Below are 17,045 nucleotides of genomic sequence, written 5' to 3'. Positions count from 1 at the left end.
AGTGCGCCGGATGCAAACCAACATCTCCCTGATTGGCGCGCCCACCGACATTGGCGCGGGCAGCCGTGGTGCCAGCATGGGCCCCGAAGCCCTGCGTGTGGCCAAGCTGATGCCGGTGCTGCAAAGCCACGGCTTGAACGTGATCGACCGTGGCAACCTGAGCGGCCCGGGCAACCCCTGGCTGGCGCCGGTGGACGGCTACCGGCACCTGGCCGAGGTGGCCACCTGGAACCAAAGCGTGCACGACGCGGTGTATGCCGAGCTGAAGCAAGACCGCCTGCCGATCCTGCTCGGCGGTGACCACTGCCTGGGCCTGGGCTCGATCAGCGCGGTGGCGCGGTTTTGCCGCGAAGTGGGCAAGAAGTTACGCGTGTTGTGGCTGGACGCCCATGCCGACTTCAACACCAACGCCCTGACCCCCAGCGGCAACATCCACGGCATGCCGGTGGCCTGCCTGTGCGGCTACGGGCCGGACGTGCTGACCCGCATCGGCGGCCAGGTGCCGGCCATCAACCCGACATGGGTGCGCCAGATTGGCATCCGCAGCGTGGATGAAGGCGAAAAACGCCTGGTGCACGAGGCCGGGCTGGATGTGTTTGACATGCGTTTCATCGACGAGATGGGCATGCGCGCCGCGATGGAACTGGCGCTGGCACAGGTGGACGCCGACACCCACCTGCATGTGAGTTTTGACGTCGATTTTCTCGACCCCGACATCGCGCCGGGTGTGGGCACCACGGTGCGTGGCGGCCCCACCTACCGCGAGGCGCAGCTGTGCATGGAGATGATTGCCGACACCGGTCGCCTGGCCTCACTGGACGTGATGGAGCTCAACCCGGCCTTTGATGTGCGCAACCAAACCGCCGAGGTGGCGGTGGACCTGATCGAGTCGCTGTTTGGCAAAAGCACCCTGATGCGCAAACCCGCCGCGTAAAGTCACCCAACGGCTGGCCCGGTTTAAAACGTTTCCCACTCGTCATCCGGCGTGGCGCTTGATGCGGCGGGTGACTTGGCGGGTGGTGGGCTGGCTGGTTTGGCGGCTTGGCTGATCTGCGGGGCCCGCGGCTGCACACGGGCGGGTTGGGTGGCGGCCAGCTTGGGCTGCGGCGCCGGGGCCGCCATCGGCTGGCGGGGTGCCGGACGCGGTGCGCTGAAGGCGGGTGGCGCGCGGTAACCAGCGGCGCTGTCGCTGGCCTTGAACACCGCCACGGTCTGCACCAGTTCCTGCGCTTGGGCGCGCAAGCTGCCTGCCGCAGCCGCCATCTGCTCGACCAGCGCGGCGTTTTGCTGGGTGGCCTGGTCCATTTCGGCCACGGCTTCGCTGACATTGGCGACACCCGCGGCCTGCTCGTTGCTGGCGGCGCTGATTTCACCCATGATGTCGGTCACCCGGCGGATCGAGCCCACCACCTCGGTCATGGTGGTGCCGGCCTGGTCCACCAGCGTGCTGCCCAACTCAACCCGCTCCACACTGGTGTTGATGAGGGTCTTGATTTCTTTGGCCGCCTCGGCGCTGCGCCCGGCCAGCGAGCGCACCTCGGACGCCACCACCGCAAAACCACGGCCCTGTTCGCCCGCGCGGGCCGCTTCCACGGCAGCGTTCAAGGCCAGGATGTTGGTCTGGAAGGCAATGCCGTCGATCACGCTGATGATGTCGCCGATCTTGCGGCTGGCCTCGTTGATGCCGCGCATGGTGTCGACCACCTGGCTGACCACCGCGCCGCCCTGCGCCGCCACGGTGCTGGCGTTCATGGCCAGCTGGTTGGCCTGGCGCGCGTTTTCAGCCGACTGAGTCACCATCTGCGTCAGGTGCGCCATGCTGCTGGCGGTGCGCTGCAGGTTGCTGGCGGTTTGTTCGGTGCGGTTGCTCAAGTCCTGGTTGCCGCTGGCGATCTCAGCCGCGGCCAGCTCGATGCTGCTGGAGCCGGTGCGCACCGCCGACACGGCAGAATCCATGCGCTCCAGCGTGCTCTTGAGCGCCTGGCTCGACGGGGTGTCGGTGGCGACACCGGCCACATTGAGCCATATGCCATCGGCCTGGTTCACGCGTGACACCAGCACGCCCAGCTCTTCACCGGCCTGCGCCGCGCGCGCCATGCCAATCACCAGCACGATCTCGACACCGGACTGCACCACCACATACGCGGCGTGCAACAGGATGATCATGAAATTGGGTTCAGACAGGCAATACACACCGTAGCCCGCCGCCTGCAGCCGGTCAAACAGCACATGGTGCACCGCATACATGGCCGCACCAAACACGATGATGCGCCAGTCCCGGTACACCAGCAGCAGCGCCAGCGTGACAAACACGCCAAAGTGAAACTCGATCATGCCCTGCGCCAACTGGATGTGCAGCACCACAAAACCAATCAGCACAAAGGTCAGCACATATTTGCTGAGCGCGCTGCCTTTGGCGCTGGCGTACACCACCCCGGCCAGCAGCGAAAAGATGACCGTGCCCGCCACCGCCAGCGTGGTGTCGATGAATTGGGCGCCCAGAACCAGCGCCGCCAGGGCACTGATCGCAATACCGAGCAAAAGGATACGGTCGCCAAAAAGGGCGGCCGTGCGAGGGTCGGCGGCAGGAGTGGTCATGAGCGTCTCCGTAGGTTGGACAGGGTGCACATCGCCAACGCTGCACCCACCGTTTATGGGCCGGACTATGCCACAAAGCGATAGCACGCCTTGACCAGGTCCCCCGCGCGCGCCAGTCCCTTGGGCGACCCCACCCCCCGTTTTGGCCCCGCGCTCACGCCATCAACTGCACATTACCCCCCGCCGCCGTGGTGTTGATGGTGACGGTTTTCTCGGCGCAAAAGCGATACAGATAATGCGGCCCGCCCGCTTTGGGGCCGGTGCCTGATAGCCCCTCGCCGCCAAACGGCTGCACCCCCACCACCGCGCCGATCTGGTTGCGGTTGATGTAGACGTTGCCGATGTGAGCGGCGCGGGCGAGTTGCTGGGCGCGGCTGTCGATGCGGGTCTGGATGCCGATGGTCAGGCCATAGCCCAGCGCGTTGATCTGCGCAACCACCTTGAGCGGGTCACCGCCCCATCGCACGATGTGCAACACCGGGCCAAAGATTTCTTCCTTGAGGTCGCTGATGTGTTTCACTTCAAAGGCATGCGGGGCGATCAGGTTGGGGAGGGGTTGTGACTCAGGCGCTTCTTTGACCGCCCGCTGTGACGCGCCGGGTGCGCCTGAATCGCCGAGCAAATCCCGGGCCTCGGTGCGCAAGCGCGTCAGGTGGCGCTGGATGCCCGCAAAGGCCTCGGCGTCAATCACCGGGCCGACATCGGTGGCCAGTTCAGTGGGGTCACCCACCACCAGTTCGCGCGCGGCGCCACAGATCATGGCGATCACCGTGTCGGCAATGTCTTCGTGCACACACAGCAGGCGCAGCGCCGAGCAGCGCTGCCCGGCACTGCGAAAGGCCGACTGCATCACCGCGTCACACACCTGCTCGGGTAGCGCGGTGCTGTCGACCAGCATGGCGTTGATGCCGCCGGTCTCGGCGATCAGCGGCACGATGGGGCCGTCCTTGGCAGCCAGCGCCCGGTTGATGTGTTTGGCCACAGCGGTCGAGCCGGTGAACACCACCCCCGCCACACCGGGTGCGGCCACCAACGCGGCGCCCACGGTGTCACCCGAGCCGTGCAGCAGTTGCAGCGCACCTTCGGGCACCCCGGCGGCGTGCAGCAGTTTCACCGCCTCCAGCGCCACACCGGGGGTTTGCTCGGCCGGTTTGGCCAGCACCGTGTTGCCGGTGGCCAACGCGGCGGCCACCTGGCCCATGAAAATCGCCAGCGGAAAGTTCCACGGGCTGATGCACACCCACGGGCCGCGCCCGGTCAGGGTCAGTTCATTGCTCTCGCCGGTGACGCCCAGCAGCGTGTCGCCTTCCATGCCCGGCATCAGCTGCGGGGCCATGATGCGCTCGGCCTGAGCCGCGTAGTAGCGCAAAAAGTCGATGGCTTCACGCACCTCACTCACCGCATCGTTCCAGGTTTTGAACGCCTCCTTGACCAGCAACGCGCAAAACCGCGGCAGCTGGGCCTGCAGGGCATCGGCCGACTGGCGCAACATCTGAGCGCGCTCGGCCACCGGTACCTTGCACCACGTCGTGTAACTTTCCGCACTGATGGCCAAAGACTTGGAAGCCTGTTGGGCATCGAACAGCGGCACGGTTGGCACCTGCAGACTGGCGTAGGCGGCCAGCAGGGGCTCGCGCATGGCGGGCACAGTCAGGTCCAGCCCGGTGCTGTTGGCACGCTGAAAACCAAACAGATCGGGCGGCAGCGGCAGCGCGGCATGGGTTTCCTGGCGCAATGGCGACACCAGAAGTTCGCTGATGGGCACAGACTCATCGGCCAGCTGGTGCACAAACGACGAGTTGGCGCCGTTTTCCAGCAAACGGCGCACCAGGTAGGCCAGCAAATCCTTGTGCGCGCCCACCGGGGCGTAGACACGGCAGGCGATTTGCGGGTTCTTCAATACCTCGCCATACACACCCTCACCCATGCCGTGCAAGCGCTGCAGCTCAAACTGCGCTGCGCCGACCCAACCGGCGCCCGATGGCCCCACAGCGGGTGGCGCGCTGCCAGCGGCCAACGCCGCATGCGATGACGCAGCAGGGCTGCCATCGACTTTGGCAGCCAGCTGGAGGATGGCCGCCACGGTGGTGGCGTTGTGGGTGGCAAATTGCGGATAGATCGCATCAGGTGCATCCAGCAGCGCGCGGGCGCAGGCCAGGTAACTCACATCAGTGTGGTGTTTGTGGGTGAACACCGGGTAGTGCGGCAGGCCCAGCTCTTGTGCGCGTTTGATCTCGGCATCCCAATACGCGCCCTTGACCAGGCGGCACATGAAGCGCAGCTGGTAGCGGCGCGCCAAGGTGATGACGTGCTCGACCAGCTCCTGCGCGTTGGTCTGGTACGACTGCATGGCCAGGCCAAAACCGCGCCACTGCGGCGTGTGCTCGGCCACCCGAGCGGCCAGCGCCTCGAAAACCTCCAGCGAGAGTTCGAGGCGGTCCACCTCTTCGGCGTCGATGGTGAGGTTGATGTTGGCCTGGGCGGCCTGCTGGCACAGGCCCCAGACACGCGGCACCAGCTCGGCCATCACGCGCTCAAACTGCGCGTCTTCATAACGCGGGTGCAGCGCGCTGAGTTTGATGGAAATGCCGTCGTTGAGCTCGCAAGCGCAGGTCTTGTCCGCCGCTTGGGCGATGGCGGTGATGGCGTTCTGGTAACTTTTCAGGTGCGCCAGGGCATCGGCGTCGGTACGCGAGCCTTCACCCAGCATGTCGTAGCTGTAACGCAGGTTGGGCATTTTTTTCTTGGCGGATGTGGCCTCCGCCATGCCCTCGGCCATGGTCTGGCCCAGCACAAACTGGCGCCCCAGCAGCTGCACCGCGCGCAGCGTGGCAGCCACCACCGTGCGTGCGCCCAGCTTGGCCAGCAGACCGGGTTCGCTGGTGGTTTGACCCGCCGTGGGCAAAAAGTGTTTGCTCATGGCAATGGCCGTGCTGGACAGGCGCGACAACACCTTGTCGCTGCTGCCTTCAAAATCGGCGCGGCCCAGCTGGTCGGCGGTGAGTGCGATGGCGGTTTCGGCATCAGGCACCCGCAACAGCGCTTCGGCCAGGCGCATCAAAGCCAAGCCCTCATTGCTGCTGATCGGGTATTCCTTGAGCAGGCTTTCCATGGCCCAGAACGGCGGCGGGTTGTCGCGCACCGCCTGCACCCAGGGTGCGGCCCGGCGGGCCACGGCCACCCAGTCCAGGGCCTGAGACAGCGACTGCAGCCGCTGGGAAACGATCAGCGCCTCAGGGCGATAAGGGCTGGGCAAACGCGACACTCGTGGCATGAAAAATCTCCGTCAACAATAAAAGTCACCATAAAGCGCTATGGTGTCGCTCTTTCAGATAAATTTTTGACTGAATTTCAACTCATAACTAGTGAATTTGATGCCTTGACTACGGGTTATTCGCGGCTGGACAAAGATCTGGCTGGCCCGCCACAATCCATCCATGATGAGACTTCTTCCCCTGTGCTGCCGGCGAAACATCTGGCTCGTTTGGGCGGCGCAGGTGGCCTTGCTGCTGGCGCAGGCCGCCTGGGCCGCCGACCCCGCGCCACGTGTGGTGCGGGTCGGGGTGTACGCCAATGCGCCCAAGATTGTTGCCGCTGAGAATGACCAGCCCAGCGGCATTCTGGGTGACCTGCTGGTGGCCATGGCGCAGCAGGAGGGCTGGCAGCTGGAGCCCGTCCTGTGTGAGTGGCATACCTGCCTGGACGCGCTCAAAAGCAGGCGCATTGACCTGCTGCCTGACGTGGCGTTCACCTCCGAGCGCGCTCAGGTGCTTGGCTTTCACGACACCCCGGCGCTGCTGGGCTGGTCACAACTCTACAAACACAAGGGTGTACCAATCACCTCCTTGCTGGACCTCAAGGGCAAGCGCATAGCAGTGGTCAAGGGCTCGGTTCAGGCCAGCTTCCTGAAAAGCCTGCTGGAGAGTTTTGCCATCGCCGCCGATCTGGTCACCGTGGATTCATTTGAGCGCGGTTTTGAGCAGGCGGCGGCGGGCCAGGTGGATGCGGTGGCCGCCAACCGGTTTTTTGGTGACCTGAGAATCAACGACTACCAGCTTGAAGCCACCACCATCGTGTTCCAGCCGACCCAGGTGTTTTATGCCACCACCAAGGGCCAAAACGCCGACCTGCTGCAAGCCATTGACCGCCATCTGAGGGATTGGCAGGCGCGCGCCGACTCCCCTTACGCCAACATCATGCAGCGCTGGATGCACCACGACGCCCGCACGGCTGTTCCGGCTTACGTCACCTGGCTGGTGGGCGCTCTGGTGCTGCTGTTGGGGCTAACCCTGCTGCTGACCCACTGGCTGCGCCGTCAGGTGGCACAAAAGACGGCCGCCATCCAGGCCACCGAGGAGCGACTGCGTACCATGCTTGACGGTGTGGACGCCGCCATCTACATCAAAGACACCAACCTGCTGTACCAGTACGCCAACAAGACCGTCTGCAAGCTGTTTGGCCGCGAGCTGTCGGCCATTGTGGGCTGCGCCGACAGCGAGTTTTTTGATCCACCCGCCACGCAGCGGATACGCGCCGATGATTTGCGTGTCATCCAGCACGGCGAGCGGGTCGAGTCAGAGGAGGTCTCCCGCGCCGACGGCAAGGTGGAGCGCAGCTACCTGACCGTCAAGCTGCCACTGCGCAACGAACACGGGCAGATTTACGCGCTGTGCGGCATCTCCACCGACATCACCAAACGCAAGCAGGCCGAGGAAACCATCTACCAGCTGGCCTTTTACGACCCGCTCACAGGCCTGCCCAACCGCCGCCTGCTGCAAGACCGGGTGCAGCAGCTGCTGGCTGGCATGAGCCGCAAGGCGCAGTGCGCCGCACTGATGTTTGTGGACGTGGACAATTTCAAGGACATCAACGACACCCTGGGCCACGCGGTGGGTGATCTGATGCTGCGCGAGATGGCCCGCCGCCTGGGTGAGTGTGTGCGCACCCAGGACACGCTGGCGCGCCAGGGCGGCGACGAGTTTGTGGTGATGCTGGTGGATCTCGACACCCGAGCCGAAGAAGCCGCGCGCCAGGCGCAACACATTGGCCAGAAGATTCTGAACCGCATGAACGAGCCCTATTTGCTGGAGGGCCAGGCCTGCCAGGGCAGCATCAGCATGGGTGTGGCGATGCTGGACGGCGCCCTCACCACGTGCGACGAGATATTCAAACAGGCCGACCTGGCGATGTACCAGGCCAAGGCGGGCGGACGCAACACGCTGCGCTTTTTCAACCCGCAGATGCAGGCGCAGGTGATCGCCCGCACCTCGCTGGAGGCCGACCTGCGCTGGGCGCTCAAGTCGCAGGAATTCTTGCTGTACTACCAGCCGCAGGTGGACGCCGACGGGCGCACCCTGGGTTTTGAAGCACTGGTGCGCTGGCAGCACCCGATGCGCGGGCTGGTCAGTCCGGGCGAGTTCATCGCCGCGGCAGAGACCTGTGGCGTGATCCTGCCGCTGGGCCACTGGATCATGCAGACCGCCTGCCAGCAACTGCTGCTGTGGGCCAACCCCGGGCCCCAATCGAACTGGCGCATTGCCGTCAATGTGAGCGCGCAGCAGTTCCGACAGCCCGATTTTGTGGCGCAGGTGGAAGGCGTGCTGCGCCAGAGCGGCGTCAACCCGGCGCTACTGGAGCTGGAGCTGACCGAGAGCCAGCTGGTGGACGATGTGCCCGGCGTCATCGGAAAAATGCGCGCGCTGCGGGCCCTGGGCGTGCGCCTGTCGCTGGACGACTTTGGCACCGGCTACTCGTCGCTGGCCCTGCTCAAGCGCCTGCCGCTGAGTCAGCTCAAGATTGATCAGGGTTTTGTGCACGACATGCTGGACAACCCGCAGGACGCCAGCATCATCCGCGCCATTGTCACCATGGGCGAGAGCCTGCATCTGGAGGTGATTGCCGAAGGTGTGGAACTGCCGACCCAGCGCGACGCCCTGCTGGGCTTGGGCTGCAAGATGTTTCAGGGCTACCTGTTTGGCAGGCCTGCCCCCTTACCCGTACCGCCACTGTCTGCCTGACCCGCCATGGAACTTGACCGCATTGACCGCAAAATCCTGCAAGCCTTGCAAAAAGATGGCCGCATCAGCAACCTGAAGCTGGCCGAGATCGTGACCCTGTCACCCACCGCCGTGCTGGCGCGGGTGCAGCGGCTGACCAAAGACGGCGTGATCCAGGGTTATGAGGCCCGGCTGGACCCGGTCAGGCTCGGCATCGGGCTGATGGTGTTTGTAGAAGTGTTGCTGGACAAAACCACACCCAACGTGTTTGAAGCGTTCAAGGCAGCGGTGCAGGTACGCAGCGAGATTCTGGAATGCCACATGGTGGCCGGCGGCTTTGACTATTTGCTCAAAACCCGCATGGCCGACATGAACGCCTACCGCGCCTTTGCCGGCACGGTGTTGTGGCAACTGCCGGGCGTGCGTGAGACGCGCACCTATGCGGTGATGGAAGAGGTGAAATACACCACGCAGTTGCCCGTCCACTAACTGCGGATCCCACCCCATGCCGGGTAGGCCATGGCAACCGTGGCTGTTGGGCCCGACGCGCGCCTGCTACGCTAGCGACCCATGCAAAAGCCCCCCAAATCACCGTTGTGCCTGCCGCTGGACGGCCCGCTGACCACGGCCTTGGCCACCCTGACCCAGGCCATCGGCAGCGCCGAATGGTTCGATGCGGTGCTGAACCTGTTGGGCACGGTCTGCGACATCGACTCCGGCGGCGCCATGATGTACCACCGCCATCAGCGGCCGCGGCGCATCGTGCACCGTTTTAACCCGCAAGAACGCTCGCTGCCTGAAGACGCCTACATCTCCGGCCCCTACGTGCTGTGCCCCAATTACCAGATGTTCATTCGCGGCTGCCCCAGCGGCGTCTACTGGTTGCGTGACATTGCGCCGGACGATTTTTACGACAGCGAGTTTTACCGGGTGTTTTATTCACAGATTGGTCTGTCCGACTCGATCGACCTGCTGTGGCGCCTTGATGACGACACCGCGCTGAACATCTTTATCGAGCGCAGCATCAGCAGTTGCAAATTTCAGGCTATGGACATGCTGGCCGTCGAGTCGCTCATGCCGATGATTTTTGCGTCGGCCACAAAACACCATGAGCTGACCGCCGCCGCCTCACGCCGCGAAACAGACAACCTGACGCACCGCAAGGTGCAAAGCACCATGGAGAACTTTGCCAGCTCGCTGCTGACCCAGCGTGAGCGCCAGGTGCTGTTTTACATGATCAGCGGTTACTCGTCGGCCTTGACCGCCGAGCGGCTCAACACCACGGAAGGGACGATCAAGATCCACCGCAAGAACATCCATAAAAAGCTGGACATCAGCTCCCAGGCCGAGCTGTTCTCGCTGTTCATCAACTGCATTGCCTTTGCCACGCCCGAGGGCTCGGCCGACCCGCTCACCCGCTACCAGAGCACGCCCGCCGCCGCCCGACCTTTTGCCTTGCAAGCGGCGCGGGCCGCCACCGGCTGAGGTGTCGGCTTACTTGCCGTAAACGTCAAAGTCGAAGTACTTGGCGGCAATCTTCTGATAAACGCCCTGGGCACGAATCGCTTTCAGAGCGGCATTGAAATCGGCCATGAGCTGCTTGTCCTGCTTGCGCATGGCCGCGCCCGTGCCGTAGCCCAGGATCACCGGGTCTTTGACTTCATGGGGGGCGAACTCAAACGCCTTGCCTTCGGGCTTGCTCAGGAAGCCGGCTTTCATCTCGACCAGATTGCCCAGAATGGCGTCGGTGCGACCGGAGACCAGGTCCAGGTAAGAGTCCTGGGTGGAGCCATACGTCTGCACCGTGGCACCGGCCTTGACGTAGTACTTGTCGATGTAATCCGCCTCGGTGGAGCCCTTGAGCACGCCCATCTTCTTGCCCTTGAGCGAGGCCGGGGAGCCGTCCAGACCGCTGCCGCGCTTGACGATCACGCGGTAGGGGATGTCGGTGATCTTGTCGCTGAAGGCCACCGTTTTCCGGCGCTGGTCGGTCACCGTCATGCCGGAGATGATCACGTCGTACTTCTTGGCCAGCAGCGAGGGCACGATGCCGTCCCAGGGTGACTCGACAAACACGCAGTTGCGCTTCATCTCGGCGCACAGTGCGTTGGCCAGATCAATCTCGAAACCCACCAATTTGCCTTCGGGTGATTTGTATTCAAACGGCTCGTAGGTGGCATCGGTGCCAATCCGCAAGTCCTTCAGGTCGTCAGCCTGCGCCGACAGACCACATGCCACAGCAACCGCAGCGAAGACATATCTCAATTTCATTTTGGGGTCCTAACAAAGTGGGAGGGGATGACAAACAGTGGGCGCTGACCCAGACAGGTCGGTCGCATGGTATGCCAGTTAGCCGCTCTGACAACAGCGTCTACCCCCAAAGGGATAGGTCCATTTTTCATAGCAGGAAAGTGAGGCCCGCTCGGCTATCCCTTTGGGTGCAGTGCGTTGCCTCAAGCCCTGTTTTGGTGCTTCGAAGCACCAAAACTGTCTTATCCTTCCGACTGCCAAACTGCTTGGCCCGCGCGCGACTGAGCGATGACAGTCTGTTTTTTTTTGGAATGGTGATGCCCCATGCACAAGCTGCGTAAACCCTATTTGCTGTTTCTGGCCGATGCCCAGCTCAAGTCCGACGCCAAGACGGCGTTTGGCCTGCGCGACTGGTGCACCGCTGACGTGATGGGCGAGTGGCGCCTGCCCGAATCCACCGTCACGCTGGACTTGCCCAGGCTGTCCCCCACAGACGCGGCGCGCCAGGGTGCGGGTTCGATCGTGATTGGTGTGGCCGCCGTGGGGGGCGTGCTGCCACCGCAATGGCTGGCCGCGCTCGAAGAAGCGCTGGACGCCGGTATGGACGTGGTCAGCGGCCAGCACACCCGGCTAACCACCTTCCCCAGCCTGGTGGCCGCCGCCCAGCGCAGCGGTGCCAAGCTGATCGACGTGCGCCATTCGGACCAAACGTTTCCCGCCGGCACCGGGCGTAAACGCAGCGGCAAACGGGTGCTGACCGTGGGCACCGACTGCGCCCTGGGTAAAAAATACACCGCCCTCGCGCTCACCCAGGCCCTGCAGGCGCGCGGTGCCAGCGCCACCTTCCGCGCCACCGGCCAGACCGGCGTGATGATTGCGGGCGAAGGGGTGGCCATTGACGCGGTGATTGCCGACTTCATTGCCGGAGCGGCCGAGCAACTGTCACCCGACAACGCGCCCGACCATTGGGATGTGATCGAAGGCCAGGGGGCGCTGTTTCACCCGGCCTACGCGGGTGTCACGCTCGGACTGGTGCACGGCTCGCAACCCGACGCACTGGTGCTGTGCCACGACCCATCGCGCGACACCATCGAGGGTTACCCCGACTGTCCGATTCCGGATCTGGCCGACGCCATCCGCCGTTATGTGGAAGCGGCCAGCCTGACCAACCGGGCGGTGCGCTGCGTGGGCCTGAGCATCAATTCCTCGTGCCTGTCGGATGCGGCCTGGTCCGACTACGCCGCCACCCTGCGCGCCACCCTGAAACTGCCGGTGGTGGACCCGATGCGCGGCGGTGTGGACGCGCTGGCTGACGCGCTGTTGGCAGCATGATCAGCTGCCAGACCCAGGCCGAGCGCTGGGAGATGATCGAACCGTTCGAAATCTCCCGCGAGGTAATCACGGCCCAGCCGGTGCTGCTGGTGCGCCTGAGCGACGGCCACGGCCACACCGGCCAGGCCGAAGCAGCTGGCGTGGACTACGACGGCGAAACACCTCAAACCCTGGCCGCGCAGATCGACCGTGTGGCACCACGGCTGCACGATGCCATCACCGGGCAGGATCTGCTGGCCCTCTTGCCCGCCGGAGGCGCCCGCAATGCGCTGGACTGCGCCCTGTGGGATTTGCACGCCAAGCAAAGTGGTCTGCCGGTTTGGCAAGCGGCCGGGCTGCCCGCCCCCCAGCCGGTGACCACCGCGTTCACCATTGGCCTGGGCGACGAGGCCACCACCCGGCGCAAAGCCCGTGAGGCGCGCGCCTACCCGCTGATCAAGCTCAAGGTGGACGCCCAGCGCCACCTGGACATGGTGCGTTGGGTGCGCGAGGAGCACCCGGGCGCCCGACTCGTGGTGGATGCCAATCAGGGTTGGACACTGGACCTGCTCAAAGACTTGTGCCCCAAGCTGGCGCGCCTCGGCGTCGAGATGGTGGAGCAGCCGCTGCCGCGCGGCTCGGATGCCTTGCTCGACGGCTTCAAGGCCGCCTTGCCGCTGGCCGCCGACGAATCCTGCACCGACCTCGCGTCCCTGAAAACCTTGGTAGGCCGGTACCAGTTCATCAACATCAAGCTGGACAAATGCGGCGGCCTGACCGAAGCCCTGGCCATGGCCGCAGATGCCCGGGAACTGGGTCTGGGCCTGATGGTGGGCAACATGTGCGGCACCTCGCTGGCGATGGCACCGGCGTTTTTGCTGGCGCAACAGTGCCAATATGTGGACCTGGACGGCCCCTTGCTGCAAACGCTGGACCGGGACTGCCCGATGGTTTACCGCAACGGTGTCATTGACCCGCCGCTGCCCGCGCTGTGGGGTTAGGCATAGTGCCGCGACCCAAAAATCGCTGACCCGACCCGCACCAGCGTGCTGCCACTGGCCACGGCGGCTTCCAGGTCGGCACTCATGCCCATGGACAGCGTGTCCAGCGCCAGTCCTGACGCATTGAGGTCGTCAAAAAGGGTCCTGGCCAGTTGGAAGACAGCGCACTCAGCCACAAAATCAGCCGCAGGCTCCGGGATACACATCAGACCGCGCAGCTGCAGGTGCGGCAGCTGGCTCACCGCGCGTGCCAGCGCCAGCACGTCATCGGGCGCCACCCCCGATTTGGTCGGACCACCGTCGATGTTGACCTGGATACACACCTGCAGCGGCGGCAGATGCGCGGGGCGCTGCTCACTCAGCCGCTGGGCAATCTTCAAACGGTCGACCGTGTGGACCCAGTCAAAATGTTCGGCCACCAGCCGGGTTTTGTTGCTCTGGATCGGGCCGATGCAGTGCCACACCAGCGGCAAGTGGCGCAGCGCGGTGATTTTTTGCACCGCTTCCTGGATGTAGTTTTCGCCAAACGCCGTCTGCCCGGCGTCATACGCGGCCTGCACCGCTTCAGCTGGAAAAGTTTTGGAAACGGCCAAAAGGGTGACGGCATCGTCGGCCCGGCCTGCGGCCTGGCAGGCGGCGTGGATGCGGGCCCGCACGGCCTTCAACTGCTCTTGAATCGTGGTCATAATGGCTTTAGCGTAACAAACAATCCAGGGGGTTTTGTGGATATCACCCAGTTGCTGGCGTTCAGCGTCAAAAACAAGGCATCGGACTTGCACCTGTCGGCGGGGCTGCCGCCGATGATCCGTGTGCATGGTGACGTGCGCCGCCTGAACGTCGAACCACTGGACCACAAACAAGTGCACAGCATGGTCTACGACATCATGAACGACGCACAGCGTAAACACTACGAAGCGTTTCTGGAGATCGACTTCTCGTTCGAGATTGAAGGCCTGGCGCGTTTCCGGGTCAACGCCTTCAACCAGAACCGCGGCGCCGGTGCGGTGTTCCGGACCATTCCGAGCAAGATCCTGACGCTGGAGCAGCTCAACTGTCCGAAGATTTTTGCCGATCTGGCCCTGAAGCCGCGTGGCATGGTGCTGGTGACCGGCCCCACCGGCTCAGGCAAATCCACCACGCTGGCAGCGATGGTGAACTACCTCAACGAAAACGAGTTTGGCCACATCCTGACGGTGGAAGACCCGATCGAGTTTGTGCATGAATCCAAAAAGTGCCTGATCAACCAGCGCGAAGTCGGCCCGCACACGCAGAGTTTTGCCGCTGCCTTGCGCTCCGCCTTGCGTGAAGACCCGGACGCGATTCTGGTCGGTGAAATGCGTGACCTGGAAACCATCCGCCTGGCCATGACCGCCGCTGAAACCGGCCACCTGGTGTTTGGCACCCTGCACACCAGCAGCGCCGCCAAGACCATCGACCGGATCATTGACGTGTTTCCGGCGGAAGAAAAGGAAATGATCCGCGCCATGCTCAGCGAGTCGCTGCAGGCAGTGATCTCGCAGACCCTGTGCAAAACCAAAGACGGCCAGGGCCGCGTGGCGGCGCACGAGATCATGCTGGGCACCAGCGCCATCCGCAACCTGATCCGCGAGGCCAAGGTGGCGCAGATGTATTCGAGCATCCAAACCGGCAACAGCGTGGGCATGCAGACGCTGGACCAGAACCTGACCGACCTGGTGCGGCGCAACATCATCAGCGCCGCTGAAGCCCGCACCAAAGCCAAAATCCCCGAAAACTTCCCAGGCTAGAGGATGGCTCGCCTACCGCACCGGTTTAAATTGCAAGAGGAGTTCAAATGGAACGCGATCAAGCCACCACCTTCATCACCGACTTGCTCAAGCTGATGGTCGGCCGCGGCGGCAGTGACCTGTTTTTGACCGCAGAGTTGCCGCCCGCCATCAAGGTCGACGGCAAGATCACCAAGGTGTCGCCGCAGCCGCTCAACGGCACCCACACCATCGCCCTGGCGCGCGCCATCATGAACGACCGCCAGGTGGCCGAGTTTGAGCGCACCAAGGAATGCAACTTTGCCATCTCGCCGCCGAATCTGGGGCGTTTTCGGGTCAACGCGTTCATGCAGCAGGGCAAAGTGGGGATGGTGATGCGGACCATTCCCAGCGTCATTCCCACCATCGACGGCATGAAGATGCCACCCGTGCTCAAAGACATCGTCAACACCAAACGCGGGCTGTGTATTCTGGTCGGCGCCACCGGCTCGGGCAAAACCACCACGCTGGCGGCCATGGTGAACTGGCGCAATGAAACCACTTACGGCCACATCATCACGGTGGAAGACCCGATTGAGTTTGTGCACGCCCACAAAAACTGCGTGGTGACGCAGCGCGAGGTCGGCATCGACACCGACAGTTGGGAAGCCGCGCTGAAAAACACCTTGCGCCAGGCGCCGGATGTGATTTTGATGGGCGAAATCCGCGACCGCGAAACCATGGAATTGGCCATCGCCTTTGCCGAGACCGGCCACCTGTGCCTGGCCACCCTGCACGCCAACAGCACCAACCAGGCGATTGACCGGGTCATCAACTTCTTCCCCGAAGAGCGCAAGCAGCAGGTGCTGATGGACTTGTCGCTCAACCTGAAGGCCATGGTGTCGCAGCGCCTGATCGTCAAACCCGACGGCAAGGGCCGCACCGCGGTGGTGGAGATCATGCTCAACTCGCCGCTGATCTCTGACCTGATCTTCAAGGGCGAGGTGGCCGAGATCAAGGAGATCATGAAAAAGAGCACCAACCTGGGCATGCAGACCTTTGACCAGGCCTTGTTCAAAGCCTACGAAGAAGAGGCCATCACCTACGAAGACGCGCTGCGCAATGCCGATTCCGTCAACGATTTGCGCCTGCAGATCAAACTCAACAGCAAACGCGGGCGCAGCGGCAACCTGGCCGCCGGCACCGAAAACCTCACCATCATTTGACGCAACGGATCTCACGACATGAGCAGCAAAACCTACGAACCCATCCCCGCCCAGCGTGTCGCCTTCTTGGGCCTGGGCGTGATGGGTTACCCCATGGCGGGCCACCTGGCGCGCGCCGGGCACCAGGTGACGGTGTACAACCGAACCACCGCCAAAGCCATCGCCTGGTGCGCCGAGCATGCACCAACTGACGCGCCAAACGGCGCGTTGAACCACGCCGAAACACCCCGCCAGGCGGTGGAGGGCGCCAGTCTGGTGTTTTGCTGTGTGGGCAACGACGACGACTTGCGCAGCGTGGTGCTGGGCCCCAACGGCGCCTTCGCCGGGATGGCTCCCGGCGCTGTGCTGGTCGACCACACCACTGCCTCGGCCAATGTCGCCCGCGAGCTGTACGCCCATGCCAAGGAACTTGGCCTGCACTTTGTCGACGCGCCGGTGTCAGGCGGCCAGGCCGGAGCGCAAAACGGCGTGCTCACCGTGATGTGCGGCGGCGACCTGGCCGCTTTTGACGCAGCCCGGCCGGTGGCGATGGCGTTCTCCAAAGCGTTCACGCGCTTGGGCGACAGCGGTGCCGGTCAACTGGCCAAGATGGTCAACCAGATCTGTATTGCCGGGCTGGTGCAGGGCCTGAGTGAAGCCATTGCCTTTGGCGAACGCGCCGGGCTGGACATGGATCAGGTGCTCGACGTGATCGGCAAGGGCGCCGCGCAAAGTTGGCAGATGGACAACCGCGGCAAGACCATGGTGGCTGGCCAGTTTGACTTTGGCTTCGCCGTGGACTGGATGCGCAAGGATTTGGGCCTGGTGCTAGACGAAGCCCGGCGCAATGGCGCCAAGTTGCCCGTGACCGCGCTGGTGGACCAGTTTTACGCCGATGTGCAGCAGATGGGTGGCCGCCGCTGGGACACCTCCAGCCTGATCAAACGGCTGAAGTAGCCG

Annotated in this window: 13 protein-coding genes; 9 read left to right on the top strand and 4 right to left on the bottom strand. The window is 63.8% G+C overall.

The features are described 5' to 3' along the window. Positions 1 to 10 precede the first annotated feature (10 nt). Positions 11 to 934 carry an arginase gene (gene rocF, locus LHU53_RS03655; RefSeq protein WP_227330730.1) on the top strand — a complete coding sequence of 308 codons (924 nt, stop codon included), beginning with the start codon at positions 11 to 13 and terminating at the stop codon, positions 932 to 934. A 23-nt stretch (positions 935 to 957) separates the two neighbouring features. Here rocF and LHU53_RS19790 read toward each other — a convergent pair whose 3' ends face one another. Both LHU53_RS19790 and LHU53_RS03645 read right to left on the bottom strand, forming a co-directional pair. Then, entirely contained in the window at positions 958 to 2,598 is a 1,641-nt protein-coding gene (locus tag LHU53_RS19790; RefSeq protein WP_304621920.1) for a methyl-accepting chemotaxis protein, read from the bottom strand. 154 nt (positions 2,599 to 2,752) lie between these two features. Then, on the bottom strand, positions 2,753 to 5,872 hold the full coding sequence (locus LHU53_RS03645; protein ID WP_227330729.1) for an L-glutamate gamma-semialdehyde dehydrogenase: 3,120 nt from the start codon (positions 5,870 to 5,872) through the stop codon (positions 2,753 to 2,755). Between the two features lie 166 nt (positions 5,873 to 6,038). Between LHU53_RS03645 and LHU53_RS03640 the strand changes: the two genes are divergently transcribed. From LHU53_RS03640 to LHU53_RS03630, 3 genes are all read left to right on the top strand, one after another. Next, positions 6,039 to 8,615, top strand: coding sequence for an EAL domain-containing protein (locus LHU53_RS03640; RefSeq protein WP_227330728.1), 2,577 nt, complete (start codon positions 6,039 to 6,041; stop codon positions 8,613 to 8,615). 6 nt (positions 8,616 to 8,621) lie between these two features. After that, a complete protein-coding gene (locus LHU53_RS03635; protein ID WP_227330727.1) occupies positions 8,622 to 9,083 on the top strand; it encodes an Lrp/AsnC ligand binding domain-containing protein in 462 nt (153 codons plus the stop codon). 81 nt (positions 9,084 to 9,164) lie between these two features. Next, entirely contained in the window at positions 9,165 to 10,079 is a 915-nt protein-coding gene (locus tag LHU53_RS03630; RefSeq protein ID WP_227330726.1) for a LuxR C-terminal-related transcriptional regulator, read from the top strand. A 9-nt stretch (positions 10,080 to 10,088) separates the two neighbouring features. Here LHU53_RS03630 and LHU53_RS03625 read toward each other — a convergent pair whose 3' ends face one another. After that, a complete protein-coding gene (locus LHU53_RS03625) occupies positions 10,089 to 10,865 on the bottom strand; it encodes a transporter substrate-binding domain-containing protein (RefSeq protein ID WP_227330725.1) in 777 nt (258 codons plus the stop codon). A gap of 303 nt (positions 10,866 to 11,168) precedes the next feature. Between LHU53_RS03625 and LHU53_RS03620 the strand changes: the two genes are divergently transcribed. Next, complete coding sequence (locus LHU53_RS03620; protein WP_227330724.1) at positions 11,169 to 12,176, top strand: DUF1611 domain-containing protein; 1,008 nt, start codon at positions 11,169 to 11,171, stop codon at positions 12,174 to 12,176. Beyond that, on the top strand, positions 12,173 to 13,156 hold the full coding sequence (dgcA, locus tag LHU53_RS03615) for an N-acetyl-D-Glu racemase DgcA (protein WP_227330723.1): 984 nt from the start codon (positions 12,173 to 12,175) through the stop codon (positions 13,154 to 13,156). Before LHU53_RS03620 ends, dgcA begins: the two co-directional genes overlap by 4 nt. Here the strand turns inward: dgcA and LHU53_RS03610 are convergent. Beyond that, complete coding sequence (locus LHU53_RS03610) at positions 13,153 to 13,842, bottom strand: YggS family pyridoxal phosphate-dependent enzyme (protein ID WP_227330722.1); 690 nt, start codon at positions 13,840 to 13,842, stop codon at positions 13,153 to 13,155. The genes dgcA and LHU53_RS03610 overlap by 4 nt on opposite strands. Positions 13,843 to 13,878: 36 nt before the next feature. On the opposite strand from LHU53_RS03610, the gene LHU53_RS03605 reads away from it, so the two are divergent. The 3 genes from LHU53_RS03605 to LHU53_RS03595 are packed head-to-tail and all read left to right on the top strand — an operon-like array spanning position 13,879 to position 17,042. Then, positions 13,879 to 14,922, top strand: a complete 1,044-nt coding sequence (locus tag LHU53_RS03605; protein WP_227330721.1) for a type IV pilus twitching motility protein PilT — start codon at positions 13,879 to 13,881, stop codon at positions 14,920 to 14,922. 47 nt (positions 14,923 to 14,969) lie between these two features. Beyond that, a complete protein-coding gene (locus LHU53_RS03600; RefSeq protein WP_227330720.1) occupies positions 14,970 to 16,106 on the top strand; it encodes a PilT/PilU family type 4a pilus ATPase in 1,137 nt (378 codons plus the stop codon). An 18-nt stretch (positions 16,107 to 16,124) separates the two neighbouring features. Then, on the top strand, positions 16,125 to 17,042 hold the full coding sequence (locus LHU53_RS03595; protein ID WP_227330719.1) for an NAD(P)-dependent oxidoreductase: 918 nt from the start codon (positions 16,125 to 16,127) through the stop codon (positions 17,040 to 17,042). Positions 17,043 to 17,045 lie beyond the last annotated feature (3 nt).

It is taken from the genome of Rhodoferax sp. U2-2l (assembly GCF_020594515.1).
Taxonomy (GTDB): domain Bacteria; phylum Pseudomonadota; class Gammaproteobacteria; order Burkholderiales; family Burkholderiaceae_C; genus Rhodoferax.
The sequence above is the reverse complement of the archived record's forward strand: the minus strand, read 5'-3'. Positions and strand labels throughout refer to the sequence as shown.

What these genes read in the sequence shown, in the direction of transcription:
- rocF (WP_227330730.1), top strand. Translation starts at nt 11, where the DNA reads ATGCAAACCAACATCTCCCTGATTGGCGCGCCCACCGACATTGGCGCG.
- LHU53_RS19790 (WP_304621920.1), bottom strand. Translation starts at nt 2,598, where the DNA reads ATGACCACTCCTGCCGCCGACCCTCGCACGGCCGCCCTTTTTGGCGAC.
- LHU53_RS03645 (WP_227330729.1), bottom strand. Translation starts at nt 5,872, where the DNA reads ATGCCACGAGTGTCGCGTTTGCCCAGCCCTTATCGCCCTGAGGCGCTG.
- LHU53_RS03640 (WP_227330728.1), top strand. Translation starts at nt 6,039, where the DNA reads ATGAGACTTCTTCCCCTGTGCTGCCGGCGAAACATCTGGCTCGTTTGG.
- LHU53_RS03635 (WP_227330727.1), top strand. Translation starts at nt 8,622, where the DNA reads ATGGAACTTGACCGCATTGACCGCAAAATCCTGCAAGCCTTGCAAAAA.
- LHU53_RS03630 (WP_227330726.1), top strand. Translation starts at nt 9,165, where the DNA reads ATGCAAAAGCCCCCCAAATCACCGTTGTGCCTGCCGCTGGACGGCCCG.
- LHU53_RS03625 (WP_227330725.1), bottom strand. Translation starts at nt 10,865, where the DNA reads ATGAAATTGAGATATGTCTTCGCTGCGGTTGCTGTGGCATGTGGTCTG.
- LHU53_RS03620 (WP_227330724.1), top strand. Translation starts at nt 11,169, where the DNA reads ATGCACAAGCTGCGTAAACCCTATTTGCTGTTTCTGGCCGATGCCCAG.
- dgcA (WP_227330723.1), top strand. Translation starts at nt 12,173, where the DNA reads ATGATCAGCTGCCAGACCCAGGCCGAGCGCTGGGAGATGATCGAACCG.
- LHU53_RS03610 (WP_227330722.1), bottom strand. Translation starts at nt 13,842, where the DNA reads ATGACCACGATTCAAGAGCAGTTGAAGGCCGTGCGGGCCCGCATCCAC.
- LHU53_RS03600 (WP_227330720.1), top strand. Translation starts at nt 14,970, where the DNA reads ATGGAACGCGATCAAGCCACCACCTTCATCACCGACTTGCTCAAGCTG.
- LHU53_RS03595 (WP_227330719.1), top strand. Translation starts at nt 16,125, where the DNA reads ATGAGCAGCAAAACCTACGAACCCATCCCCGCCCAGCGTGTCGCCTTC.